This is a genomic window from Sphingomonas alpina, from assembly GCF_014490665.1.
Taxonomy (GTDB): Bacteria; Pseudomonadota; Alphaproteobacteria; order Sphingomonadales; family Sphingomonadaceae; genus Sphingomonas; species Sphingomonas alpina.
In genome coordinates this window covers 56,968-82,932 of record NZ_CP061038.1, presented here as the reverse complement: position 1 = coordinate 82,932, position 25,965 = coordinate 56,968, and the positions used below count along the sequence as shown (strand labels likewise).

Here is a 25,965-nt window from a genome sequence, read left to right as displayed (position 1 = left end):
AATGATCGAAGCAATTCAGACCCGGTCGGGCGCCGGCACATGCAGGTCGCTGCGGCGGCGACTATACGCGATATAGATTGCCAGCCCGATGACGTTCCACAGACAGAAGCGGATGATGGTCGAGGACGGCAGGCTGAACAGCAGATAGAGGCAGCCGAGGATCGCGAGCGTGCCCACGACATAGGGAGCCGGGCATTTGAAGAGCCGCTTCATGTCCGGCGCACGCTTGCGCAGCACCATCAGGCTGGCGCCGACCGAGATGAACGCGACCAGCGTGCCGGCATTGGCCAGCTCGGCGATTTCGTCGAGCCGGAAGAAACCGGCGACAGCCGCAATCGAAATACCGGTGATCAGCGTGATCAGGGTCGGCGCGCCGGTCCGTGGGCTGACCTTGGCCAGGCCGCGCGGCAACAGGCCATCGCGCGCCATGACGAAGAAGATGCGGCTTTGTCCGTACATCATCACCAGGATGACCGAGGGCAGCGCAATCACCGCGGCGAGCGCGATCAGATAGGCCGCTTTCGGTTCGCCGAGCGAGCGCAGCACGAGCGCAAGCGGCTCCGGCGAATTGGCGAGCTGCTGGAAGGGCAGCGCGCCGACTGCCGCGACCGCGACGAGCATATAGATGATCGTGCAGACGAGCATCGACCCGATAATGCCGATGGTCAGATCTCGGCCCGGATTCTTCGCTTCTTCGGCCGAGGTCGCGACCGCATCGAAGCCATAAAAGGCGAAGAACACGATCGCCGCGGCAGCCATCACGCCGCGCTTCTCCCCGCCGATCTCCGTGCTCGCGAACCCATAAGGCATGAAGGGTTCGAGGTTGTTGCCTTGAAAGGCGGGCAGCGCGAAGGCGATGAAGATGCCCAGCGCGACGAGCTTGATGATCACCAGTACGATATTCAGCGTCGCGCTCTCACGCGTGCCGGCGATCAGCATACCCATCACGCTCAGCGCGACGACAACGGCGGGCAGGTTGATGATCCCGCCGCCATGTGGCCCGACCAGCAATGCCGGTGGCAAATGGACGCCCGCTGCCTGGACCCAGCCGACCAGATAACCCGACCAGCCGACCGCGACGGTCGAACAGGCAAGCGAATATTCGAGGATCAGGCTCCAGCCGACGATCCAGGCGATCGTCTCGCCAAGCGCGGTGTAGCTGAAGGTATAGGCGCTGCCCGCAGCCGGAAGCATGGTGGCCAGTTCGGCATAAGCGAGCGCCGCGCAGGCGCACACCGCTCCGGCGATGGCGAAGGCGAGGATCACCGCCGGTCCGGCCCGCTCAGCGCCGACGCCGGTCAGCGTATAGATGCCGGTCCCGACGATCGCGCCGACGCCGAGCGCGATCAGATGCGGCCAGCTGAGCGTCTTGGCGAGGCTCTGACCGGCCAGATGCGTCGTGATGGTATCAAGCGACTTGCGCGGTCCGAACATCGATGCCCCCCTTATTGTGTTTTTTATCAGCCCGCGGTCGCGGCGAACTGAGCGCGCAGATCGTACAGCGTGCCCTCGATATGCTCTTTCAGCAGCGTTTCGAGCTGCCGCGCGTCGCGCGCCATCCATGAATCGATCAGCTTCTTGTGTTCGACATGCGCGCGCGCATTGCGACCGGCCGGTTTGAGATGCGCAACGACATAACGCTCGGACAGGATCGAGAGACGTTCGACCATCTGCGTGGTCAGCAGACGCCCGCCGGGACGCACCAGCGCAGTGTGGAAATCGCGGTTGCGCACCGCGACATCGCCAAGACTGTCATTGGCCGCGCGATCGAGCGCCTCGAACGCGGCGAGCGCCTTTTCGCGGTCCTGCTCGGACGCCACGCCGCACGCATAGGCAGCGGCGGCGGGCTCAATGCACAAGCGCAACGCATAGATCTCATCGACTTCGCCGGTCGACATGGCACGCACGAAATAACCGCGATTGGCCTGGCTGGTCAGCAGACCTTCCTGTTCCAGCCGCGCAACGCGCTTCGCGCAACGGGATCTTGCTGACGCCCAAATCGCTGGCCAGCGCGTCCTGGCGGATCGGCACATCCTCAGGCAATTGGCCCGTGACGATCTGCTCACGAACGATCTCGAAGACGCGCTCGGACAAGGTGCGGATAACGATGCTCATGAAAAGCTCACTCCCCGGTGTGCGCCGGAACGGCGCACTGCAATCGATGAATAAAGGTTGATCATTTGACCTGGAAACCCTCCCAGAAAGGATCGGCGCGATCAATCCAGATGGTGTTGAAACCGGTCGCGACGGCGGATCCCTCGATCGACGGGATGATCGCGGCCTGGTCGCCGATCGATGTCGCGGATTCCACCCGGCCGATGAAGCGGCTGCCGATATAGCTTTCGTGCACGAAGCGTTCGCCGACCGCGAGCCGGCCCGATGCGGCGAGATGCGCGAGCCGCGCGGAGGTGCCGGTGCCGCACGGGCTGCGGTCGATCGCCTTGTCGCCATAAAAAACCGCGTTACGCCCATCCGCGCCATCGCCGCGCGGTTTATCCGCCCACAATATGTGGCTGACGCCGCGGATCGTCGGGTCGAGCGGATGAACGGGCTCGAACTCCTCCCGCACCGCGTCACGGATGCGGCCGCTCAGATCGACCAGTCGTGCCGCGCCGAGATCGTCGAGCGAGGTATAGGCGCCCTGTGGCTCGATGATCGCATAATAATTGCCGCCATAGGACACATCGACCGACAAGGGGCCGATACCCTCGACATCGATTTCGATTCCGCGCGCTGCGACATAAGCGGGCACGTTGGTGATCTTGACCGCGACGACCTTTGCTCCGTCTTGCGTATAGGCGATGTCGATCACGCCCGCGGGGACCTCGACGCGCAATCTGCCGGGCTTGGCCGGCTCGATCAGCCCATGTTCGAGCCCGAAAGTGATCATGCCGATCGTGCCATGGCCGCACATCGGCAGGCAGCCGGATGTCTCGATAAACAGGATGCCGATATCGGCATCATCACGCGTCGGCGGATAGAGAAAACCACCCGACATCATGTCGTGCCCGCGCGGTTCGAAACACAGGCCGGTGCGGATCCAGTCGAACCGGGCCATGAAGTCCTGCCGTCGCTCGGACATCGAGGCGCCCTTCAGCAGCGGCGCGCCGCCGACGACCAGGCGGACCGGATTGCCCGCCGTATGGCCGTCGATGCAGAAAAAGGTGTGACGCATATCGGCGATGCTATCAGGCTGCCTGGGCATGTGCGAGAGTCGGACGCGTCGCGGCGGCCTTTTCGACCATCGCGATCACTTCGGCGCGGCGCGCGCCCTCAAGCACCATGCGCGGCGGCAGGACGCGTTCCGAACCGCGCCCCATGACCTGCTCGGCAAGCTTGATCGACTGCACCAGGTCATGCTCCGCATCGAGATGAAGCAGCGGCATGAACCAGCGATAAATCTCCATCGCCTTGGCATGATCGCCGCGCTCGAAAGCGGCGACCAGCTCGACTGATTCCTTGGGGAAGGCGTTGGTCAGCCCCGACACCCAGCCTTGTGCGCCGAGATACAGCCCTTCAAGCGCGACATCGTCGAGTCCGGCGAACAGCACGAAACGATCGCCGAATTCGTTGCGAAAATCGGTGAAGCGGCGCGTATCCGGCGCGGATTCCTTGACCGCGACGATGTTCGCGACATCGACCAGCGCACTCAGAACGTCCTTGTCGATCACCGTGCGATAGGCCGGCGGGTTGTTGTAGAGCATGATCGGCAGGCCGGTCTGTTCCGCGACACCCTTGAAATGCGCGACCAGCTCATGAGTCTTGGGCACATAAACCATCGGCGGCAGCAGCATCAGTCCATCGGCGCCGATCGCCTCCGCCGCCTGTGCGTAGCGCACCGCGCGGCGCGTGTCGTATTCCGACACGCCGGTGATCACCGGCACACGGCCGGCAACGACCTCTACGATCGCCTGAAGCACGGTTTTCTTTTCATCGAAGTCGAGCGAGTTATTCTCCCCGACCGTGCCCAATGCGATCACTCCGGTGACGCCATCATTGACCAGATCATCGACCACGCGCTGCGTGTCGGCGAGATCGATCGACAGATCCTCTCGCAACTGTGTGGTAACCGCAGGAAAAACACCTTTCCAGCCAATCGTCATCGCGTCTCGTCCCGTACCCTTGAGTTCATATACCGTATACGATAATGAAGTGTGCAGTGCAACAGGAGAAACAACCAATGCGGCGAGCAATCGTGATCGGCGGCGGAATTATTGGGTTGTGCGCCGGCCTCGAACTAGCTCGCAGCGGCTATGCCGTCACCGTGATCGAAGAACATGGCGACCGCACCGCCGCGTCATGGGGAAATGCCGGGCATATCGCCACCGAACAAGTCGCGCCGCTCGCATCGTTCGCGTCAATCCGCTCTGCACCGCGCCGACGCTTCTCGGCCGGCGGTGCGCTGGACCTGCCGCTGTCGGGCATTCGCGCATGGGCGCCGTTCGCGGTCCGGATGATCGCCGCGTCGAGGCCGGCGCGCTTTGCCGCAGGAAGCAGGGCATTAGCTTCGATCCTGGCGCCTTCGCTGCCGGCCTGGAAGGACCTGACCGAATTGATCGGCGCTGCCGACCTGTTGCGGCGCGATGGCCATTTCGTTGCCTGGGAGAGCGACGCGACGGCCAGGTCGGGCCGGGCCAGTTGGGGCGAGGCAGACACCGGCACCACGCAATTCGCGTCGGCGACGCCGGATGATCTCAACCGTCTTCGCAGAACGATTGCACCGTCGGTGGTCGACGCGATCCGCTTCACCGGCAGCGGCCAGATCACTGACCTGAACGCGCTGGCCGATGCACTCGAAGCGACGCTGATCGCGCACGGCGACACGATCAAGCGACGGCGCGCGACCATTGCGCTTGACGGCGACAAAGCGACGATCGACGGCGAGGCCCCCGATCTGCTGATTATCGCCGCCGGTGCGCAATCGGGCGCGCTGATGCGTGCCATGGGCTATCGCGTGCCGCTGATCGCCGAGCGTGGTTATCATATCCGTGCGCGGGCAGACCATTGGCCGGCCGACCTGCCGCCGATCGCGTTCGAGGATCGATCGATGATTGTCACCCGCTATGCCGATTGCGTACAGGCGGCGGGCTTTGTCGAGCTCAACCGGTTCGACGCGCCGCCCGATCCACGCAAATGGGACCGGCTGGAAGCACATGTCGCGGCGCTCGGCCTGCCGATCGCGGGACCGTTCGAGCGCTGGATCGGCGCCCGGCCCACATTGCCCGATTACCTGCCCGCGATCGGCCGTTCGCGCCATGCGCGCAACCTGATCTATGCGTTCGGCCATCAGCATCTCGGCCTGACGCTAGCGCCAGTAACAGCGGCGATCGTCGGCGCGCTGGCGCGGGACGAAGCCCCGGCGATGGATATTTCCCCCTTCGACATCGGCCGGTTCGGCGCCAATAGGATGACATCATGAGTATCGGTGGATCGACCGCGGCGGCGGAACTCGCAACTCTCCCTGCCTGGGCCGAGCGCGCGTTGCCGATTTCCCGCGCCGAACGGATCGCCCGGCTGGACCGCGCACGCGCCGCGACCGAGGCGGCGGGCGCGCAGGCGCTGCTGGTCAATGCGGGGGCGAGCCTGCGTTATTTCACCGGCATTCCCTGGGGGCCAAGCGAGCGCATGGTCGCGCTGTTGTTGCCGGTGTCGGGCGAGCCGATGCTGGTCTGCCCGGCGTTCGAACGCGGCACGCTGGAAGCCGACCTCGCGATCGACGCCGACCTTCTGCTGTGGGAAGAGGATGAGAGCCCGGTCGCACGCGTCGCCGATGCGATCGGCGCGGGCGGGACGCTTGCCGTCGATCCGCTGCTGCCCTTTGCCTGGGGCGAAAAGCTGCGCGGCGCCGGCCTGACGCTGGTCGATGGCGCGCCAGCGATTGATGGTTGCCGCCTGATCAAATCGCCCGCCGAACTCGCTTTGCTCGGCCAGACCAAGGCGATGACGCTCGAAGTGCATCGCCGCGCCGCGCGAATCCTGACGCCCGGCATCGCCGCAAGCGAGGTCGTGCGTTTCATCGATGCCGCGCACCGCGCGATCGGCGCCGCTGGCTCGACCTTCTGCATCGTCCAGTTCGGTCGCGCGACCGCCTTTCCCCATGGTCTGCCGGGCGAGCAATATCTCGCCGAGGGCGACCTGGTGTTGATCGATACCGGTTGCCTGGTCGAAGGATATCATTCCGATATCACGCGGACCTATGCCTTTGGCGCGGTCGGCGACGAGGAGCGGGCGATCTGGTCGCTGGAGAAAGAAGCGCAGGCCGCGGCCTTTGCCGCGGTGCGCCCCGGCGCGACCTGCGAGTCGGTCGATCACGCTGCACGGCGCGTGTTGGAAGCCGCCGGCCTCGGCCCCGATTACCGCCTGCCCGGCCTGCCGCACCGCACCGGTCACGGCATCGGCCTGTCGATCCATGAGCCCGCCTATCTGGTGCGCGGCGACCGCACCATTCTCGCGCCCGGCATGTGTTTTTCCAACGAGCCGATGATCGTCCTGCCCGACCGGTTCGGCGTCCGGCTGGAGGATCATTTCCACGTCACCGAAACCGGCGCGGCCTGGTTCACCGAGCCGCAATGGTCGATCGACGATCCGTTCGGCGGATGAAGCAGATGATGCGCGGTCTCGGCATGCGAGGATGCCCAAATTAGGAGATCGACCGGTGACCATGTTTCACGCCGCAACGGCATGCAGGCTGTTGTCGATCCTGGCGCTGGCTACGGTCGTCCACGCATCGCCCGCAGCGGCGCGCAAGGTTGTGGTGAAGGTCGATGGCCGGACCATGCCCTGGGATCCGGGCGTCAATGCCAAGCTGCCGTTCGGCCAGAGCGACGGGAAGCGTCCGGTCTATGTCTGGGGGCTCGAGCTGACCGCCAATGACCGGATCACCCTCATCGCCACCGGACTGGTCAATGTCGTGCATGGCGGGCCACGCCCGCCCGTATCACAATCGCGCGTGCGTACCGCGGCCGATGACACCGGGCCGGTCGGGCTGGTTCAGCCGGGCTTTCCCGACATTGGTGATGCGATGAAGTCGATGGGCCAACCCAATGGCTTCGGCCCGGTCGCTCAGTTCGGCGCCTGGGGCCCGGCCGGGCAGCCCTATCAGCCCGCCAACGCCTATCGCGGCGCGTTCGGCAGTGTTTTTCCGAGCTATTATATTCGACCCAAAGATTATCCTGTCCGTATCAATGCGCTGATCGGCGCATTTGTCGATGCCGATGGCACGGTGATCGGCCAGCCCTTCCCGATCGGCGACTATGCCGTCGCGCAGGTTCCCGAGGGCGCCGTAGCGATTGCGCTTGGGCTGAACGCCGAGAGCTTCGCCTATAATCGCGGCACGTTCGAGGTGGTGATCGACACCAAGGTAGGACGAGTGACCGTCGAGGATGCGCCAGCGCCTTAACCGGACAAGCGCATCTCGTCACCGCCCGGCGGAATCGCAAATACGCCCCGGCCCGCAACGATCGTCACCGTCGCGACGCTGTCGCCGGCCGACAGCCGGTAAATGCCGTCGGGTAAACCGGCCACCCGCAGTTCGATCGGTGCGCTCGGAGCCACCCGCTCGACCCTGAAGCGGATGTCTCGGCCATCGGCGCGAAATACGATGCGGCGTTCCGCGGCGAAGCGGCCGCCGACCAGTTCGAGGTCGAGCGTCGCAGTATCCAGCCGCAAATGGACGCGCCGCCTGATCCCGTCGCGCGGGGTCATTGCGACACCGCCCGGCACCGCACTCCATATCCCGCCGTAACAGATCCGCCCGAAGATCGGATCGTCCGCCAGCACCGTCGCCGCGCCGCGCAAGCCGCCGCAGAAACCCAGATCGATCTCGCAGGAATAATACCATGATCCGCGCGTGTGCGGTTGATCGAGCCAGGTCGTGCCGGTCGGCGCCGGTTCGAAACCGCCGCCCGCGCCGCCGTCATTGCCCTCCCCCGGATACCAATAGCCGTAGTTCGATTCGGCCGTGCCAGTGTTCATCAATGCCCAGGCGCTGAGAAAGGAGGCATAGCCGAGGCGGAGCAGCGGGTGCGGATCGGTTGCATCGTACAGCGCATGGTCGAGCACCGCCCAGCCGCCCATTTGCGCCATATAACTCAGCGTATAGCTATCGCCGCCCTGTGCGCGATAATCGCTGCCGAGATGATAATAGGCCGGCTCCAGCCAGCCACGGCAGAACAGGTTCGCCGCCATCTGCCGCGCGCCAAATGCCTTCGCTTCCGCCGGCGTCACGCCCGAGCGCGCCGGATCGTCGAGCGCATAGCGCGCCAGCGCCTGGGTGGATTCGAAGCCGGTTGAATCGAATGGATATTCCGATCCGAACAGATCGGCATCCTCCTGCACGAAGTAGCGGATCTTGCGCGTCCAGTGCGCGCGCAGGCGGCCAGCCTCTCCCATCATGCCGGCCGCCGCGAGTTCGTCGATCAGGTCGGGCAGCACGAGTTCGTTGTAGAAGCCGGTCTGATAGGCCGACCAGCCGGTCACCTCGAGCGGGATCGTGAACATCGCCAGCGCCGTGCCATAGGCACGTTCGAGATAGGTTTTCGCCGGCGTCCTGGTGCGAATCTGCGGATTGCGCCGCGCGGCCCGATACAGGCCGAGATACAAAGTGAAGATGTGCGGGTAATCATAGGGCCTCCAGATATGCATGCGGCCGCCATTGCCCGGATCGGCACTTTCGCGATTCTGTTTCCAGTCGGGAATGCCGTAAATCCCATAGGATCGGCTTTCCTCGGTAGTGCGCTGCAGACCGCCCCACACGAAGCGATCGACATATAATTCCAGCGCATCGATTTCCGCCTGTACCGCGAACTCGGCATTCTTGGACGCGAGGAACGCCGGTTTGCTCAGGCCCGGATCGTCGCAAGTCACCTCATAGATGCGCCAGCCCTTGATGCGATCGTAATTATCGGGGCCGAGCAGCGTCCCGCTCGCCATGTTCCATTCGCCGAACAGCCCGTCATACCATTTGCTCGCGTCGCGATGCTGGCGCCGGACGATGAACGCCGCGCGCTTGGCGATCAGCGTTTCGACCGGTTCGGTGACGAAGAATTCAAGGTGTGTGGTGCGACCCTTGCCATGGCGAATGGTCAGCCGGTTCTCGCCGAGCCGCGCGAAGTGCACGCGGTACAGCGTCCGGCCGGCGCGCCGGCCGAGACGTTCGATCCGCGTGGCGCCGGGATGTTCGGCATCCACACCGGCGATCCGCTCGTTGCTGCGTAGCGCAATCGTTGCCGACAGATCGGTCGGGACGGTCATGCCGGGAACGACGTCGACATCGATCAGCCCGCGCGCGACGATCGTATCGCGCACCGCGGCGTAGTCCTTGCTCCACGAAAAGCGCATGCCGTAGCGCCGCCGCGACTGCGCGCCGCTTACCGCGAGCATCAGGCTGGTCAGCGGCTGGCGCCATGTGCTGCCCGCCTTGCGCGTCACCGCACCGGCCGCGGCGGCGTGGATATAGACGCAGAAGCAACTGCCGCGATCCCGGCCGGCCGAGCTCTGGTCCCAATATTCCAGATGAGTCGAGGGATCGGGCGTCATCGTCAGATACGGACCGACGCTGTTGGCGCGCATCCAGAACATCCACGATCCGTGGCCGGACACGAAGCTGTGTTTCAGCACCGATGCGGTGACGGGTTGCTTGGCCTTGAACTGCCAGTTCATCGGCAGGGGCAGCTTCACATCGCCGATCTCGATCGGCTGACCGGAGCGGTTATCAAGCACGATTGCCCAGTCGAGATGCTCGCCGATCGCCCGTAATATGATCTCGATGCCGAGCGCCGGTCCCTGGTCGTCGTCGATCCGGTAGCGCAGCACGCTTTTGCCCGGCGCCGCCTCGGTCGACGATGTGCCGCTGGCGGTATCGTAATTGCGCCACCCCTCGCCCGCGCGGCGATAAGCGATGGTGATATGGCCGATCTGCTCCTTCGCCTCGATATAGTCGGTGTCGAACGCGTCGCCGGCGCGGCGCAGGCTGGTCAGTGCGCCGTCCTCACCGCACAAGGCGAGAAACGGAGATAACGCCGGCCCAAGCGCACGTCCGCCCCGTCGCGGCGGCGCCGCCGGATCGGCAAAGCCCATCGCCGCGAGCCCGGCGCCGGCGATCACCGGCGTCGAAAGCAACGCTCGCCGGCTGATGCGGCGCGCCGTCATGCTCAGTCGCACCCTTCGATCTTGCGGTCGCGGCTCGGTGGGGTCGGAACACCAGCCTTGGACGACAGGACTTGCCATTCCTGCACCGCGACGCCGGCATTGGTGCCCTGCGCGCTCGACGCGGTGAAGGTCGCACGCAGGCAGCGCGTGGTGACCGGCGCGAAATCCGTGTCCTGATAGGCGCCGGGGGCGGCGCCATAGCCCGAGGCGCTGGGCACCGGCTTCCAGCCCTTGTCCCAATAGTCGATTGCCCAACTGGCCGGCGGGGCGACCCCGATCCCCGATCCGGCGGGCTGGTCGCCCCAGAACCAGATGCGCGACCCGTTGACTGTCACCGGCTTGCGCCAGCGATATTCGATCCATTGCCGCTTCGGATTGTTGCCGGTCCAGCTGCCCCACATGTCGGGCGGCAGCGGCGATGCCTTGGTGATCCCGTCATTGAGCGCCCTGATCCAATATTGCAGCGGGATCGGCTCGTTCGAGGCCGCGGCATAGGCCGCGCCGGCAATGTTGCGCGTCGGTGCCGGCGCGACCTGGGGCAGCCGTGTCGGCACCACGGTGCGGATGCGCGCCGGCGACACGCTGTCGTCCCATTCGATCCGGTCGAGTGCGACCGAGCGGCGGAAATGCCCGCCACCGACCGCATCGGCGGTGTGATAGGCAAGATACCAATTGCCCTTGAACTCGACCGCGCCGGGATGCGACGTAGTAGAGGACACCGGCTTCAGCATCACGCCGCGATAGGTCCAGGGGCCGAGCGGCGAGGTCGCCGTGCCATAGCCGATACAGGCATGATAGACGGCCGGCGTGCAGGCCGAGTCCGGCCCGGCATTGTTGCCGGCATAGAGCATGTAATAAACGCCCTTGCGCTTCATCAGCCACGGCGCCTCGAAAAAGCCGGTCAGGCCCTCGATGCGTTTCTCATCACCCTTTGGCGTGATCATGTCGCGCTGCAATTCCATCCCGCGCAACTGCCCGAACGTGCCCCAATAGATGAACACGCGGCCGTCATCGTCGACGATCACGGTCGGGTCGATATTCTGGATGGTGTTGGCGATCGGTACCTTCTGGCTGATGATCGGCCCGGCGGGATGCGCGTCGCGCCACGGCCCGACTGGCGTATCGGCGACCGCGACGCCGATCGCGAAGCGGTCCTTCGCATCGCCGTCGCGCTGCAGCACCGGGGCGTAGAAATAGAATTTTCCGTCCGGCCCCTTGACGATCTGACCAGCATAGGCGCGTCCGCTTTCCGCCCATTTGAATACCGTCTCGGGCCGGGCGATCGCGGGATAATGCGTCCAGTTGCCCGATGCCGGGTCGCTGGTCGACAACAGCTGCCATTCGTTCATGATGAAGTCGTTGACGTCGGCTGGCGCCTCGTCGCGCCCGGCAAGAATCCACAATGTGTCGCCATCGACCAGCGGCGCCGGGTCGGTCGAATAATAGCGGCCATCGGCCAGGATCGGGTTGCCCCGGCTGACGATCGGTTCGGACTGCTGCGCCGCCGCCGCGGTCGACAGGACCAGCGCGCACGCCACCCCGGCGTTCAGGACACGCATCATGTCATTCCTCATCGGGATAAGGCCCCTTGCCACCGGCCGCGATCAGCTGATCGACGCGCTGGTCGATCACCGGGAGTGGCACCGAACCGAGTTCGAGCACCGCGTCGTGGAAAGCGCGGATATTGAATTTCGGCCCCAGCGCCTTTTCGGCGCGCGTCCGCGCCTTCTGGATCGCGAGCTGACCCATATAATAGCTCAGCGCCTGGCCCGGCCATGCGATGTAGCGATCCACTTCGGTGGTGATCTCATGATCGGCCAGCGCTGTATTGTCGTGAAGGAATTGCTGTGCGCGCTCGCGGCTCCAGCCCTGGCTGTGGATGCCGGTATCGACCACCAGCCGCGAGGCGCGCCACATCTGGTAACTGAGCATGCCGAACACGTCATAGGGCGTGTCGTACATGCCCATTTCCTCGCCCAGCGCCTCGCAATACAGCGCCCAGCCCTCGCCATAAGCGGAGAGATAAGCGTCGCGGCGAAACTGCGGCAGCCCGGTATTTTCCGCCGCAAGCGGCATCTGCAGCGCATGGCCCGGCGCGCTTTCGTGCAGGGTCAGCGCGGCGAGCGAATAGAGCGGCCGGGCCGGCAAATTATAGGTGTTGACCAAATAGATGCCCGGCCCGCCACGCCCGCCGGTGTAGAAGGGCGCGAGATCGTCCGGCACCGGCTTGATCGCGAAACGGCTGCGCGGCAGGCGGCCGAACCATTGCGACGCCTTGCCGTCGAACGTCTTTGCCAGCCAGGCGGCACGATCGAGCAGGTCCTGCGGCTTCTTCGCGTAGAATTGCGGATCGGTGCGCAGGAATTTCAGGAATGCGGCAAGATCGCCCTTGAAGCCGAGCTGCTTCATCACGTCCAGCATGCGCGCGCGAATCTTGGCGACTTCGGCAAGGCCGATCTGGTGGATTTCCTCCGGCGCCATATCGAGCGTGACGAATTCGCGAATCTTGGACCGGTAATAGGCCTTGCCGTCGGGCAGGTCGTACGCCGCGAGCGTGGTGCGTGCGCCGGGGATATACTCGTCGCGCAGGAATCCGAGCAGCCTGGCATGCGCCGGCACGATCGCGTCGCGGATCGCCGCCTGCGCTTCGGCGCGCAGCGTCGCCTGAGTCGCGGCCGGGATCACCGACGGCATGGATTTGAACGGCGCATAGAAAGGCGACGCCTCTGGCGAGGCGGCCTCGGCGACTTGCGCCACGCCGATATCGCGACCGGTCAGCGTCACTTTGGCTGGCGTGAACCCTCGTTTCAGGCCGCTGCGCATATTGCCGATCTGCTGATCGAAATAGCGCGGCACGTCGCGCATCATGCCGATATAGTTGCGATAATCCTGTTCGGTGCGGAAATTGCCGCGCGACCATTCGAGCACTTCGCCCCAGAAGCTGGTGTCCGAATTGAGCGGCTTTTCGTATTCGCGATAGCGTTGCTCGGCGAGCAGCGCATCGATCTGCCCCTTATAGACGGCATAATCGACCCGCGCGCGGCGCGAGAGCGTCTCGGGGCGGATTGCCGCCAGCCGCTTCGACACCTCGGTCCAGCGCGCGAGCTTCGCCGCCTGCGTCGCCGGTCCGACATCCGGCAGGCGCAACGCCGCATCCTTGGGCGCGTCCTCGCCGGGGCCTTGCAGGCGCTGACGCCATGCATATTCCGCCGTGTAGATCGTCTTGAACCGCGCATCGGAGGATTGCGCAGCAGGACTGGCGCGACGCGGCGCGCCATGCGTCGGCACGGCCATCACCGATGCGCTCACGATCATTCCCGCAAGCAATCGCAGCCAGTGTTTCATATCCGCTCGCTCCCGCCGACCAGGTCCATGATCTCAGCATGCAGCGCCGTCGGAACGACGACACCCTCGCTCAGGCTGCGCGCCCGTGCGGCATAACGCCGCTGCGACGGCAGGCGAGCGCCCTGCCCTTCGATCGCCTCGAACAGCGCTTCGGCGCGCGCCAAGCTGGCGGCGACACCGGCACCGAGAAAGCCCGCCGGATCGATCGCGATGATCAGCTCGCCACCGATCGGCGATCCGCCGCGCCCGGCATCACGCGCGAGTGATTCAGCGCTGGTCAGGTCGCCGATCAGCGGACCGGCGAGCAGCTCGACCATCGCGGCAAGCGCCGATCCCTTGTGCCCGCCAAAGGTGCGCATCGCGCCGTCAAGTACCGCAGCGGCATCGGTCGTCGGCTGCCCTGTGCGATCATAACCCCAATCCTCCGGCACCGCCCGGCCCGCGCGGCGGTGCAGTTCGATCTCACCCCGCGCCACCGCGCTGGTGGCAAAATCGAACACGAATGGTTCGTGGCCCGGTCGCGGCCAGCCGAAAGCGATCGGGTTGGTCCCGAACACCGGCCTGGTCCCGCCGGCCGGCGCGACCCAGGCGTGGCTGGGCGTGACAGCGATCGCCGCCAGCCCCTGCTCCGCCAACGCCTCGACCTCCGGCCAGAGCGCCGCGAAATGGACGACATTGTTGACCGCCATTGCCGCGATGCCGAAGCGCCGCGCCTTCTCGATCAGCAGCGGCTTACCCATTTCGAAGGCGAGCTGCGCAAAGCCGCCGCCGCCATCGACCGCCACCAGCGCCGCGGCCGGCTCCTTCACGTCGGGCACCGCATCCGGCACGACGATCTTCGCCGCGACGCTGCGCGCCGCGACCAGCAGACGATAGATGCCGTGCGAGGCGCAGCCGTCGCGTTCGCCGGCAACCATCGTCTCCGCGACCACCTCGGCATGCATGCGATCCAGACCGACGCCACGCAACACCCGCCGCGCAAGCGCGCGGACTTCGGCGAGCGTCATCACGACTCCCGCCGATGCAGCGTCCTGGCTCGTGGCGTTCACGCCTTTGGCGCGGGCTTGGCGGTATAGAGTCGCACGCCGAAGACCGGGCCGGCGGTGCTGCGGTCATGCGGCACGAACCGGACACGCACCTTGTCCTTCTTCGCGGTCAACGCCTCGGCCAGCGGATATTCGACGTCCATGAACTTGCCCGGACGATCATTTTCGAGATGCTGCGTCGCGACTTTCACATTGTCGATCAGGATATCGAAATCGCGCTTGCGCTCGTCGCCCCAATAGGTCGCCTGCAGGATCAATGGCCCGGGCTTGGTCTTCAAGGTGAATTCGAAGAACCCGCCGGACCGCGCGTCGCGGCCGTTACGACCGCGATAGCTGACCGGATAGGATTGCTCGGAAACCAGGTTATGGTCGCGTTCGGGCTGCATCTCGCCGAGGAACATCGTATCCACGGAGCGCGCGGCGATGTCCTTCAGTCGTGCCTGGTCGGCAAGGAACGCCGCTTCCTCGACCTTCCATGCGCCTTCGCTGAAACGCTTGAAATAGACTGCGCTGCGCCGTTCATACTGACGATAAAATGGCACGAAATCGAGATTGCCGGGGCGGACGATGCCGTTGGTCGCATAGACCGCGTCAACCGGCGCCTTTGCGGTGAAGCCAGCGAGCAGGTCCGCACCGACCAGCGCAGGATCGGCCTCGCTCCATGGCGTGGCGGTCGGGCCGAGATCGGCGGCGAGCACCAGCGGACCGCGCAGGATCGCCACGACATCGGCATTGCCCGGCGTCGCTTCGATGCGCAGATCGAGCGGCAGCGTGACCGCGACGCTGTCGCCCGCTTTCCAGCGGCGCTTGACGATCGCATAACCGCCCTCGACGACCGGTTTCACCATTGCGCCATTGACCGTGACCACCGCCTTTCCGGCTGCCCAGCCGGGAATACGCAACGCGATCGGGAAGCTGCCCGGACGCGCCAGCCTGGTGATCGTCAGCCGCGATTCCGGCTCGAACGGATAGCGCGTGTCAAGCGTAAGCTGCGCGCCGCGCGCTTTCCATGTCGCCTCGACCGGGATGTAGAGGTTGACGAGCAACGCGCCCTCGCCTTCCCACAACACCGCTTCGCCATGCTTGGCATGGCTTTCCATGCCCGACCCGACACAGCACCAAAAGGCGTCGTCATCCTTGGTCGAATAGCCTCGCTCGGACCCGGTCATCAGCGGCGTCATATAAGTGAAGCCGGCGGTCTTCGGGTTCTGCGCCGCCATCACATGATTGAGGTGCGCACGCTCATAATAGTCGAAAAACGCGCCGTCCGGCTGCCAGCTGTACAGTTTCTGCGTCAGCTTGAGCATGTTGTAGGTATTGCAATGCTCGCAGGTCTGTTCGGTGATGTGCGCGGCGATCGAGTCCGGTTCGGAGAAATATTCACGGTCGGCATTGCCGCCGATCACATAGCTGTGATGCTGCGTCACCCGGTCCCAGAAATAACGCGCGGCGGTCGCCTGCGACGGCTTTCCGGTCAGCTCGTGCAGGCGCGCGAGGCCGATCAGCTTGGGCACCTGAGTATTGGCGTGGAAATTGGCCAGCTTGTCCTGTTGCGCGACGAGCGGATCGAGCACACGATTGTCATAGATGCGTTCAGCCACGACCAGCCAGCTTTTGTCGTTGGTCCGCGCGTAAAGCTCGGCATAGCTTTCGTTCAGGCCGCCATATTCGCAGCTCAGCAATTCCTGCATCTGCTTGTCGTCAAGCGCGGCGAAGACGCGTTCGAAATAGCCGCCAAGTCCCTTGAGCACGGTCAGTGCCTTCGGATTGCCCCATGAGCGGTGCACGTCGAGCAGGCCGGCGAAGATCTTGTGCACGGTATAGAGTGGCGACCAGGAACCGTTGAGATCGAACCCACCGGATTTGATCTCGCCCTTCATCACTTCGGGGAATATCTCCTCCCCATCGACGATCGTGCCGTCCTTGCGCTTGCGTCCGAGCGCGCCGACATAACCGGTGCCGCGCTTCGCCTGCACCTCGGCCAGTTCATCGACGATATAGTCGGCGCGCCGGCGCATCTCGGCATCGCCGGTCTGTTCATGGGTCAGGACCAGCGCGGTCATGTAATGGCCAAGCGAATGTCCGGCGATCGTGTCGCTTTCCCAGCCGCCATAGATCGGCGCTTTGGGTTCCAGCCCGGCATATTTGCGGAAATTGTGCAGCAGCCGGTCGGCGCTGAGCCGCAGCAGATAGACGCGATTGGCCTCCACCGCGGTGGCGAAATCGGATGGCCGCAACCGCACCGCGGACAGCGGCAGGGGCTTGGCGGTTTTCGGCAGGATCGTCGACGTCGCGGCGAACAAACGACCCGGCGCTGCTGTCAGGGCGAGAGCCGCAACACCGAACATCAATTCGCGACGGCTGGTGCGCACCATTGTTCAACTCCTACAAAATACCGTATACGATTAACGCCGATACAATCGGACGTCAATCGATGAAGGCATCAGTCTGGTGTTGTCTGGAACGTAAGAAGGCATCGGCTACCAGGCGCAAGGGACTGCGGTCGGTATCGCTTTCGCCGGCGCGCACCAAATCCGCGAAATGGGCATACATATCGCCATATTCCGCCTCGGGCGCGAGCGCCCGCTCCTCGCCCGCGATTCGGAGTTTACTGCCGCCCTGAGTCAGTTCGAGCCGGCCGTCCGCCGTATCGACGAAGATATCCCAGCTTTGCGGCCCGGTCTGGCGCCAGTCGAACACCGCGGAAATCGGCGCGCCGTCCATGTCGACCAGTTGGAGCCGCGCGGCGATCGGCGCGGCGCGATTGGCCGGCATTTCCAGCTCTCCGTCGAGCAGGACGATATGCTGCGGGATGATTGCGGTCGCGATCGACAGCGCGTTGATCCCGGGATCGAACACGCCAAGCCCGCCGGGCTGCCAGATCCATTGCTGGCCGGGATGCCAGCGCCGGACATCTTCTTTCCACACGATCTCCGCCGACACGATCTTGCGCTCGGCAAGCCATGCCTTGGCCTGCGCGACACCGGGCGCGTAACGCGAGTGCCAGGCGGCGAACAATGTCGTGCCCGTGTCCTCGGCAAGGCGGACCAGCCCCTCACATTCGGCCAGCGTCGCGCCCGGCGGCTTTTCCAGCAGCACATGCTTGCCCGCGCGGATCGCCTTCAGCGCCGCTTCGTAGCGCGCCTGGGGCGGCTGGCACATCGCCACCGCATCGATCGCGATGCCGGAGGCGAGCAACTCGTCGATCGTGCGGAACACCGGCACGCCGGGCGTGGTGCCTTCGAGGCTCGCCGCCGCGACCAGTTCGAAATCGCGCGACGCGGCGATCGCCGGCAAATGCTGGTCGTGCGCGATCTTACCCAGACCGACTACGGCAATCCGAATTGCCATCTCAGAGCGCCCGCACCGTTGCGGTAAGCGCGGGCGCGGCGCCGATCGGGTTGCGCACCGGCAAGCGGAATGGCGCGGCCTCGATCTCGAACACATCGCCCTGACGCGTGCGGACCTCATCGCTGAACGACAGGGTGGCCGTGCCGAAGAAATGGACATGCACGTCGCCGGGACGACGAAAGCCGGCATATTTGAAGTGATGATGTTCGAGATTGGCGAAGCTGTGCGACATGTTCGCCGCGCCCGACAGGAACGGCTTTTCCCACATCGTCTCGCCATCGCGAACGATGCGGCTGGTGCCCTCGACATGCTCCGGCAGGTCGCCGAGCAACAATTCCGGCCCGAGTGCGGCCGGGCGCAGTTTCGAATGGGCGAGCCAGAGATAATTGCCGCGTTCCGTCACATGATCGGAAAATTCATTGGCCAGCGCATAGCCCAGCCGAACCGGCGTACCGTCTTGATCGATCAGATAGATGCCGGCCAATTCCGGCTCCTCGCCTGCGTCGAGCGCGAAATCGGGTGACGGCAATGGCGCGCCGGGGGCGATCAGCGACATGCCATCGCCCTTATAGAACCATTCAGGCTGTGCACCGACCTGGCCATCGGTCGGCTTGCCGCCTTCGACCCCCATCAGGAACATCTTCATCGAATCGGTCTGTTGCGCCGCATCGTTGATCGCACGGTGCATCTTGTCACGGCCCTCGGCCGAACCGAGATGCGTCAACCCGGTGCCGGTAAGCAGCAGATGCGCAGTATCGGGATGATCGATCGGCGCGAGCAATGTGACCGAAGCGAGATCGATCGCTTCGCCTGCGTGCCCAGCGGCGTCAGCGAGCGCCTGGCTCGCGGCAGCGGCAAGCGACTGGCCAGCCGCCAGCGCCCGCAATGCCAGGTCGAGCGTCGTCGCGACGCCCGGCACGACGCGCGCGACACTATCATCATCAAGCAGCGCCACGCCGCGCGTGCCGTCGGCGTCGCGGAACTGGATCAGTGATTTCGCCATTCTATCCCTCTCCGCCCTTGTTGATCGGGCGCATTTTTTCTCTGAACGAGGCTCAGCCGCGCTCGACGATACCGTCGACCCGCCGCGCCACCTGCCACGGATTTGCCGAACGCAGCGCGTCGGGCAGCAAGGCATCGGGCAGACCCTGATAGCAGACCGGGCGCAGGAAGCGCTCGATCGCCAGGCTACCGACCGATGTGGTGCGGCTGTCGCTGGTCGCCGGATAGGGGCCGCCATGAACCATCGCATGACTGACTTCGACACCGGTCGGCCAGCCATTGGCCAGGATGCGACCCGCGCGCGCGGCGAGCAACGGCACCAGCGGCGCAACCGCGGCCTCGTCTTCGGCGTCGAACAACAAGGTCGCGGTCAGCTGACCTTCGAGACCGCGCACCAGCTTGGCGACCTCCGCCATGTCCTTGGCGCGGATCAGGATCGACGACGATCCGAATACTTCATGGCCAAGCGCCTTGTCGGCCAGGAACTTCTCCGCGGTGGTCGAAAAGAATGCGCCCTGCGCCTGATTGACGCCCTCGCCGACCAGCCCGCGCGCCAGCGTTTCGACCGACGCGTGCGCGGCAAGCGCCTCGACGCCCTGTTCGAAGCTCGTATGGATACCGGGTGTCAGCATCAGATGCGCGGGACTGGTCGAGAGCGCAGCCTTGGCGGCCTCGACGAACGCGTCCAGTCCCGGCCCGTCGACTGCGATGACCAGACCGGGATTGGTGCAGAATTGCCCCGCACCCATGGTCAGCGACTGAACGAATGCCGTGCCCAGTGCCGCGCCGCGCGATTTCGCCGCGCCGGGAAACAGGACCACCGGGTTGATGCTCGACATTTCGGCATAGACCGGGATCGGCTCGTCACGGCCGGCGGCAATGCGCACCAGCGCCAGACCACCGCCGCGCGACCCGGTGAAACCGACCGCCTTGATCCGCGGATCGGCGACGAGCGCGCCGCCCAGATCGTTGCTCGTGCCCGGCAGATAGGAGAAGACGCCCTCGGGCAGACCACAGGCAGTGACCGCTTCACGCACCGCGCGCGCGACCAGTTCGCCAGTGCCGGGATGCGCTGGATGGCCCTTGACCACGACCGGGCACCCTGCGGCAAGCGCGGACGCGGTGTCGCCACCGGCAACCGAAAAGGCCAGCGGGAAGTTCGAGGCGCCGAACACCGCAACCGGGCCGAGCGCGACATTGCGCCGCCGCAGATCAGGCCGCGGCAGCGGTGCGCGATCGGGCAGTGCCGGGTCGATCGTCACATCCAGCCAGTCACCCTGGCGGACGACACCGGCGAACAGCTTGAGCTGCCCGATGGTGCGGCCGCGCTCGCCTTCGAGCCGGGCACGCGGCAAGCCGCTCTCGGCCATTGCACGCACGATCAAATCGTCGCCGATCGCTGCGATACGGTCGGCGATCGTTTCAAGAAAGGCGGCGCGTTGCTCAAGCGCGAGTTCGCTGAAGACGGGAAACGCTGCTTCTGCGAGGGTGCACGCCGCGGCGACATCATCCAGTCCCGCTTGCGAGATGGGCGGCGCGAGAGTCGCGCCCGTCGCCGGATCGACACCGTCGAAGGTTTCGCTCGCGGTCCGCTCGCCCGAACCGATGAGAATCGCGCCGGTGATATCCATAAACTCTTCCGTCCTTAAGTCTGACAGTATACTATATTGCCATGCCCGGGCGTTTGCCGGATGCGACGGCATAAATCAAGCGATAGGTGATTGAATGACAAGGGTCGACTGCGTTGCCGATGTGCGAGCCATCCTTGGCGAGGGGCCGTTATGGGATGCCTCGCGCCACCTGATCTGGTGGGTCGATATCAAAGGCCGCGCGCTGCACCGCCACGATGTGATCAGCGGCGCGAATGACGTTCAACCGCTTGGCTTCCGGCTCACCGCGCTTGGCCTGGATGCGCAGGGCGGACTGGTCGGCTGTGGCGATCCGGGTTTCGTGCGACTCGCTGTCGACGAGCCGACGCTGCATGTCTCGATCGCTACGGTGATCGGACGGATCGACGAGCCGGCGGGCAATCGCTTCAACGACGGCAAGGTCGATCCGGCGGGGCGCTTCTGGGCGGGCACGATGGACGATGCGGAGGAGAGCGCGTCGGGCGTGCTGTATCGGCTCGATCCGAGCGCGGCGCCGGTGGCGGTCCGCAACGGCATCATGGTGCCCAACGGCCCGGCCTTTGCGTCGCCCGACACCATGTATCGCACCGATTCGGCGGCGCAGCGCGTTACCCGGGTGATGCTCGACGAAGCCGGCAACATGGTCGACGAACAACTCTTCGCGCAATTCGCCCCCGATCAGGGCTATCCCGATGGCATGACCGTCGATGCGGATGGCCATCTGTGGATCGCATTTTGGGACGGCTGGTGCGTGCGTCGCCTGTCGCCGGCCGGCGCCATCGTCGCCGAAATCCGCTTGCCGGTTCAGCGGCCGACCTGCCCGGTATTCGGCGGCCCGGCGCTCGACCGGATGTTCGTGACCAGCGCGACGGTCGGCCTCGATGCCGCCGCGCTCGCCGCGCAGCCGATGGCGGGCGGGCTATTGTCACTCGATCCCGGCGTGAGGGTGTCGCGCCCGCCATCTTCGGCGGGCGCTGATCAATCAGCTAGCGGGCGGCGGCACGACCGGTTTGCCGCTGATCACGGGCTTCGAACCCCAGAGCGCGTAGAACAGGACATAGAGCTCGCACGCCGCGGTCAGCAGGAAGGACGCCTGCAGGCCATACTCATCGGCGAGCTTGCCCTGCACGATCACCAGCGCGCCGCCGGCGATCGCCATGATCAGCAGCCCGGATCCCTCCTCGGTCAGCGGGCCAAGACCGCGAATGCCCAGGGTGAAGATGGTCGGGAACATGATCGAATGGAACAGGCCGACCGAAATCAGCGCCCACATCGCGACATGCCCGGTCGTGAAGGCAGCGATCAGCATCACGATCGTGGCACCGACGCTGGCGACGGCCAGCGCGTGGCCAGCGTCCATCTTTTGCATGACAAAGGCACCGACCAGCCGTCCGATCATCATCCCCCCCCACAACAGGAAAAGATAATTCGACGCCTGCTGATGAGTGAGGTTGCCGATCTCCGGCTGCGAGACAAAATTGATGAACAGATTGCCGACACCAATCTCGGCGATCAGGTAGATGAAGATCGCGGGGACCCCGAACACAAGGTTGCGGTGGTTCCACAGTCCATGGTTCCTAAGCCGGTATGACAGCGGCTGGTCTGCCCGATCGGTTTTGACGGCGCGCTGCGTCGCCACCCCCATCGCGGGCAGCGGAAAGCGCGCAATGACGAACGCGAGCAGCGCAAGCACGCCGGCAACGATCAGATACGGGAGCACCACGGATTGCGCGTCCGCCAGCCGCTCCGCCGGCGTCAGTGCCGCAGCACCCGCCACCGCCGTGCCCGACGTCGTACGACCGAGAATGAGATAACCACCAAATAGTGGCGCCAGGGTCGCCCCGGCCGAATTGAATGCCTGCACCAGGTTGAGCCGCGACGACGCGGTTTCCGGCTTGCCGACAACCGCGACATAGGGGTTGGCCGCAACCTGAAGCAACGTGATGCCGCTGGCGATCACGAAGAGCGCGAACAAGGTGAGTTCATAGGATGGCAGCCGCGCGGAAGGCACCATGAGCAGCGCACCGGCCGACATCATGCCCAGGCCGATGACCATCGACCGCTGATAGCCGACTCGTTCGATCAGCATGGCGGAGGGAATGGATGCGAAGAAATAAGCGATGAACCACACGGATTCGATCAATGTGGTCTGGGTGTAGGATAGCTCGAACACGCTACGAAGATGCGGCAGCAACGTGCCGTTGATGACGGTGATGAACCCCCACATGAAGAACAGGCTGGCAAGCAACGTGAGCGCCGAGGTGTAGGACGTCGCCCCTTGCGCTGTGCCGCGCAGATCATCGCTACCGCGTGCCGCTCCCGTGTCTGGAATTAGCGCCATTCCCGTCCCTTCCCGAACTTAGCCGATGAACCGGCTTTCCTTAAACTTATTGTCTGAGTATATACGGATGAATAGAAGGTCAATCTGGGAGTGGAACATGCAACCGAACAATTGGAAAGTCAGGTCGGGTATCGCCCTGTTCGGTGGCATTGCCGCATCGCTACTGGCATCGTCGGCACTGGCCGCGACCGCGCAGCGCACGGCATTCGGCACGATGAAGAACGGTACGGTGGTCGAGGCGGTCACGCTGTCCAACGCCAAGGGCGTCAGCGCGCGGATCATCGCTTACGGCGCGACGCTGCAATCGCTGAAGGGCCCGGACAAGGCGGGCAAGGTCGCCGATGTCGTGCTCGGCTATGACGATCTGGCCAGCTATGTCGACAAACCCAATTATTTCGGCGTGACCGTCGGCCGTTACGCCAACCGCATCGCCGGCGCCCGTTTCACGCTCGACGGCAAGACCTATAAGCTCAGCCAGAACGACAAGAGCAATTCGCTGCATGGCGGCGCGGTCGGCTTCGACAAGCAATTGTGGCGCATCGTGTCGGTCAAGCAAGGGCCGAGCGCGAGCGTGACGCTGGCGCTGACCAGCCCCGATGGCGACCAGGGTTATCCCGGCACGCTCAACGTCACGGTGACCTATGCGCTTGACGACAAGGGCGCGCTGACGATCGATTTCGACGCCACGACCGACAAGGCGACGGTGGTCAATATGACCAATCATGCGATCTTCGACCTTGCCGGCGAAGGATCGGCGCGCGGCATCCTCGATCATCGGCTGACCATGCCGGCGACCCATTATACCCCGGTCGACGACAAGCTGATCCCAACCGGCGAGTTGAAACCGGTGGCGGGCACGGTGTTCGATTTCCGGCGTGGCCGGAACGTGTCCGACGGCCTGCGCGACGGCCGCGATCCGCAGATCGTCGCCGGGCGCGGCTATGATCATAATTTCGCGATCGACGCTGGATTGACCCCGCAACCCAAGCTCGCCGGGCGACTGAGCGATCCGGCATCGGGTCGCATTCTGGAGGTGTGGAGCACCGAGCCGGGCTTGCAGGTCTATACCGGCAATTTCCTCGACGGAACGCTCGTCGGCAAATCGGGCCATGTCTATCGCATGGGCGACGGCATCGCGATGGAGCCGCAAAAGTTTCCCGACTCGCCCAACCAGTCAAGCTTCGATTCGCCGCGCGTCGACCCAGGCAAGCCCTATCATCATCGCATGATCTATCGCCTCACCACCGCGCGTTGATCCTTCGAAGTTCAGGAAAGTCAGTCCATAATGCCCAATTCGTCCGCTACCCCGAAACTTCGGTCGCGCGCCTGGTTCGACAATCCGGCCAATATCGACATGACCGCGCTGTATCTCGAGCGCTATCTGAACTTCGGTCTCAGCCTGGAGGAATTGCGCTCGGGCAAGCCGATCATCGGCATCGCACAGACCGGGTCCGACCTGAGCCCGTGCAACCGCCATCATCTGGTGCTGGCGGAGCGCTTGCGTGACGGCATTCGCGAAGCGGGCGGCATTCCGCTGGAATTCCCGGTTCATCCCATTCAGGAAACCGGCAAACGGCCGACCGCAGGGCTTGATCGCAACCTCGCTTATATCGGGCTGGTCGAGATCTTGTACGGTTATCCGCTCGACGGCGTGGTGCTGACGATCGGTTGCGACAAGACCACGCCAGCCTGTCTGATGGCGGCGGCGACGGTCAACATTCCGGCGATCGCCTTGTCGGTCGGGCCGATGCTCAACGGCTGGCACAAGGGCGAACGCACCGGATCGGGCACGATCGTTTGGAAAGCGCGCGAGCTGCTCGCCACCGGCGAAATCGACGATGCGGGCTTCATCAAGCTGGTCGCGTCCTCGGCGCCGTCGACCGGTTACTGCAACACGATGGGCACGGCGACGACGATGAACAGCCTGGCTGAGGCGCTCGGCATGCAGCTGCCCGGGTCGGCCGCGATCCCCGCACCGTATCGCGACCGGCAGGAAGTCGCCTATTACACCGGCAAGCGCATCGTCGACATGGTTGCCGAAGACCTGAAACCGAGCGACATCCTGACCCGCGACGCGTTCCTCAATGCAATCGTGGTCAATTCGGCGATCGGCGGATCGACCAATGCGCCGATCCATCTGAACGCTATCGCGCGTCACATGGGTGTCGAACTGCATATCGATGACTGGCAGAAGCATGGCCACCAGGTGCCGCTGATGGTCAATCTTCAGCCTGCCGGCGAGTATCTCGGCGAGGATTATTATCACGCCGGCGGCGTCCCCGCGGTGGTCGCCGAACTGATGCGCCAGGGACTGATCCATGAGGATGCGATCACCGCCAATGGCAAGACGATCGGCGACAATTGCCGCGACGCCACGATCGAGGACGAGCGCGTCATCCGTCCCTTCGCGACGCCGCTCAAGCAAGATGCCGGCTTTGTCGTGCTGCGCGGCAATCTGTTCGATTCCGCGATCATGAAAACCAGCGTGATCAGCCCCGAATTCCGCGAACGCTATCTCAGCGACCCGGCCGATCCGGAGGCGTTCGAGGGTCCGGCGGTCGTGTTCGATGGTCCGGAGGATTATCACCATCGTATCGATGACCCGGCGCTGGGCATCACCGACCGCACCTTGTTGTTCATGCGCGGCGCGGGGCCGATCGGCTATCCCGGCGCGGCCGAAGTCGTGAACATGCGCCCGCCGGCCTATCTGATCCGTGAAGGCATTCACGCCCTGCCCTGTATCGGCGATGGCCGGCAATCCGGCACGAGCGGAAGCCCGTCGATCCTCAACGCGTCGCCCGAGGCGGCGGCGATGGGCGGGCTGGCGCTGATCCGCACCGGCGACAGGGTGCGCATCGACCTCGGGAAAGGAACGGCCAATGTGCTGATCGACGATGCCGAACTCGCCGAGCGCCGCCGCGCGCTGACCGAAGCGGGCGGTTATGCCTTCCCGGCGTCCCAGACGCCGTGGCAGGAGATGCAGCGCGCGACCGTCGGGCAGATGGAAACCGGCGCTATCCTGGAGGGCGCCGAGAAATATCAGCGCATCGCGCAAACCGCCGGGCTCCCGCGCGACAACCACTAGAGTCACTCGCGATCAGCG

19 protein-coding genes and 1 pseudogene are annotated in these 25,965 nt (G+C 64.8%); 6 read left to right on the top strand and 14 right to left on the bottom strand.

Annotated elements, in window-relative coordinates:
* Positions 1–15 precede the first annotated feature (15 nt).
* The 5 genes from H3Z74_RS00370 to H3Z74_RS00355 are packed head-to-tail and all read right to left on the bottom strand — an operon-like array spanning position 16 to position 4,103.
* On the bottom strand, positions 16–1,434 hold the full coding sequence (locus H3Z74_RS00370) for an amino acid permease (protein WP_187762063.1): 1,419 nt from the start codon (positions 1,432–1,434) through the stop codon (positions 16–18).
* 26 nt (positions 1,435–1,460) lie between these two features.
* Entirely contained in the window at positions 1,461–1,898 is a 438-nt protein-coding gene (locus H3Z74_RS00365) for an FCD domain-containing protein (protein WP_326838799.1), read from the bottom strand.
* A complete protein-coding gene (locus H3Z74_RS24705; protein ID WP_326838798.1) occupies positions 1,876–2,220 on the bottom strand; it encodes a GntR family transcriptional regulator in 345 nt (114 codons plus the stop codon). Before H3Z74_RS24705 ends, H3Z74_RS00365 begins: the two co-directional genes overlap by 23 nt.
* Positions 2,177–3,175 carry a 4-hydroxyproline epimerase gene (locus tag H3Z74_RS00360; protein ID WP_187762062.1) on the bottom strand — a complete coding sequence of 333 codons (999 nt, stop codon included), beginning with the start codon at positions 3,173–3,175 and terminating at the stop codon, positions 2,177–2,179. Before H3Z74_RS00360 ends, H3Z74_RS24705 begins: the two co-directional genes overlap by 44 nt.
* 13 nt (positions 3,176–3,188) lie before the next feature.
* A complete protein-coding gene (locus tag H3Z74_RS00355; protein ID WP_187762061.1) occupies positions 3,189–4,103 on the bottom strand; it encodes a dihydrodipicolinate synthase family protein in 915 nt (304 codons plus the stop codon).
* Between the two features lie 77 nt (positions 4,104–4,180).
* Between H3Z74_RS00355 and H3Z74_RS00350 the strand changes: the two genes are divergently transcribed.
* From H3Z74_RS00350 to H3Z74_RS00340, 3 genes are read left to right on the top strand one after another with little or no spacing between them, the layout of a single operon-like run.
* On the top strand, positions 4,181–5,419 hold the full coding sequence (locus tag H3Z74_RS00350; RefSeq protein WP_187762060.1) for an NAD(P)/FAD-dependent oxidoreductase: 1,239 nt from the start codon (positions 4,181–4,183) through the stop codon (positions 5,417–5,419).
* On the top strand, positions 5,416–6,600 hold the full coding sequence (locus tag H3Z74_RS00345; RefSeq protein WP_187762059.1) for a M24 family metallopeptidase: 1,185 nt from the start codon (positions 5,416–5,418) through the stop codon (positions 6,598–6,600). Before H3Z74_RS00350 ends, H3Z74_RS00345 begins: the two co-directional genes overlap by 4 nt.
* 55 nt (positions 6,601–6,655) lie before the next feature.
* Positions 6,656–7,399, top strand: a complete 744-nt coding sequence (locus H3Z74_RS00340) for a hypothetical protein (protein WP_187762058.1) — start codon at positions 6,656–6,658, stop codon at positions 7,397–7,399.
* Here the strand turns inward: H3Z74_RS00340 and H3Z74_RS00335 are convergent.
* Genes H3Z74_RS00335 through H3Z74_RS00300 form a run of 8 tightly spaced genes read right to left on the bottom strand, consistent with a single transcriptional unit; the run spans position 7,396 to position 20,524 of the window.
* Positions 7,396–10,149, bottom strand: a complete 2,754-nt coding sequence (locus H3Z74_RS00335) for a DUF5695 domain-containing protein (RefSeq protein ID WP_187762057.1) — start codon at positions 10,147–10,149, stop codon at positions 7,396–7,398. The genes H3Z74_RS00340 and H3Z74_RS00335 overlap by 4 nt on opposite strands.
* A gap of 2 nt (positions 10,150–10,151) precedes the next feature.
* Positions 10,152–11,708: a family 43 glycosylhydrolase gene (locus tag H3Z74_RS00330; RefSeq protein WP_187762056.1), complete on the bottom strand. Its 1,557-nt coding sequence runs from the start codon at positions 11,706–11,708 to the stop codon at positions 10,152–10,154.
* A gap of 4 nt (positions 11,709–11,712) precedes the next feature.
* Positions 11,713–13,494 (bottom strand): DUF885 domain-containing protein, encoded by a 1,782-nt coding sequence (locus tag H3Z74_RS00325; RefSeq protein WP_187762055.1) that lies wholly within the window; start codon positions 13,492–13,494, stop codon positions 11,713–11,715.
* Positions 13,491–14,501 carry an Ldh family oxidoreductase gene (locus H3Z74_RS00320; protein ID WP_187764095.1) on the bottom strand — a complete coding sequence of 337 codons (1,011 nt, stop codon included), beginning with the start codon at positions 14,499–14,501 and terminating at the stop codon, positions 13,491–13,493. Before H3Z74_RS00320 ends, H3Z74_RS00325 begins: the two co-directional genes overlap by 4 nt.
* Before the next feature lie 38 nt (positions 14,502–14,539).
* Complete coding sequence (locus tag H3Z74_RS00315) at positions 14,540–16,915, bottom strand: glycoside hydrolase family 127 protein (protein ID WP_187762054.1); 2,376 nt, start codon at positions 16,913–16,915, stop codon at positions 14,540–14,542.
* 52 nt (positions 16,916–16,967) lie between these two features.
* The gene (locus H3Z74_RS00310) at positions 16,968–17,891 is read right to left on the bottom strand and encodes a Gfo/Idh/MocA family protein (protein ID WP_187762053.1); all 924 of its coding nucleotides are present in this window, start codon (positions 17,889–17,891) and stop codon (positions 16,968–16,970) included.
* Between the two features lies 1 nt (position 17,892).
* Positions 17,893–18,894 (bottom strand): AraD1 family protein, encoded by a 1,002-nt coding sequence (gene araD1, locus H3Z74_RS00305; RefSeq protein WP_187762052.1) that lies wholly within the window; start codon positions 18,892–18,894, stop codon positions 17,893–17,895.
* A 52-nt stretch (positions 18,895–18,946) separates the two neighbouring features.
* Positions 18,947–20,524 carry an aldehyde dehydrogenase (NADP(+)) gene (locus H3Z74_RS00300; RefSeq protein WP_187762051.1) on the bottom strand — a complete coding sequence of 526 codons (1,578 nt, stop codon included), beginning with the start codon at positions 20,522–20,524 and terminating at the stop codon, positions 18,947–18,949.
* A 94-nt stretch (positions 20,525–20,618) separates the two neighbouring features.
* Between H3Z74_RS00300 and H3Z74_RS24805 the strand changes: the two are divergent.
* Positions 20,619–21,332 (top strand): annotated as a pseudogene (locus H3Z74_RS24805) (SMP-30/gluconolactonase/LRE family protein); the annotation flags it as partial.
* Between the two features lie 171 nt (positions 21,333–21,503).
* On the opposite strand, the gene H3Z74_RS00290 reads toward H3Z74_RS24805, so the two are convergent.
* Complete coding sequence (locus H3Z74_RS00290; protein ID WP_187762050.1) at positions 21,504–22,862, bottom strand: sugar MFS transporter; 1,359 nt, start codon at positions 22,860–22,862, stop codon at positions 21,504–21,506.
* A gap of 97 nt (positions 22,863–22,959) precedes the next feature.
* On the opposite strand from H3Z74_RS00290, the gene H3Z74_RS00285 reads away from it, so the two are divergent.
* Together H3Z74_RS00285 and H3Z74_RS00280 are read left to right on the top strand one after the other, a co-directional pair.
* Entirely contained in the window at positions 22,960–24,117 is a 1,158-nt protein-coding gene (locus tag H3Z74_RS00285) for an aldose epimerase family protein (RefSeq protein WP_187762049.1), read from the top strand.
* Positions 24,118–24,147: 30 nt separating this feature from the next.
* A complete protein-coding gene (locus tag H3Z74_RS00280) occupies positions 24,148–25,947 on the top strand; it encodes an IlvD/Edd family dehydratase (RefSeq protein WP_187762048.1) in 1,800 nt (599 codons plus the stop codon).
* Positions 25,948–25,965 lie beyond the last annotated feature (18 nt).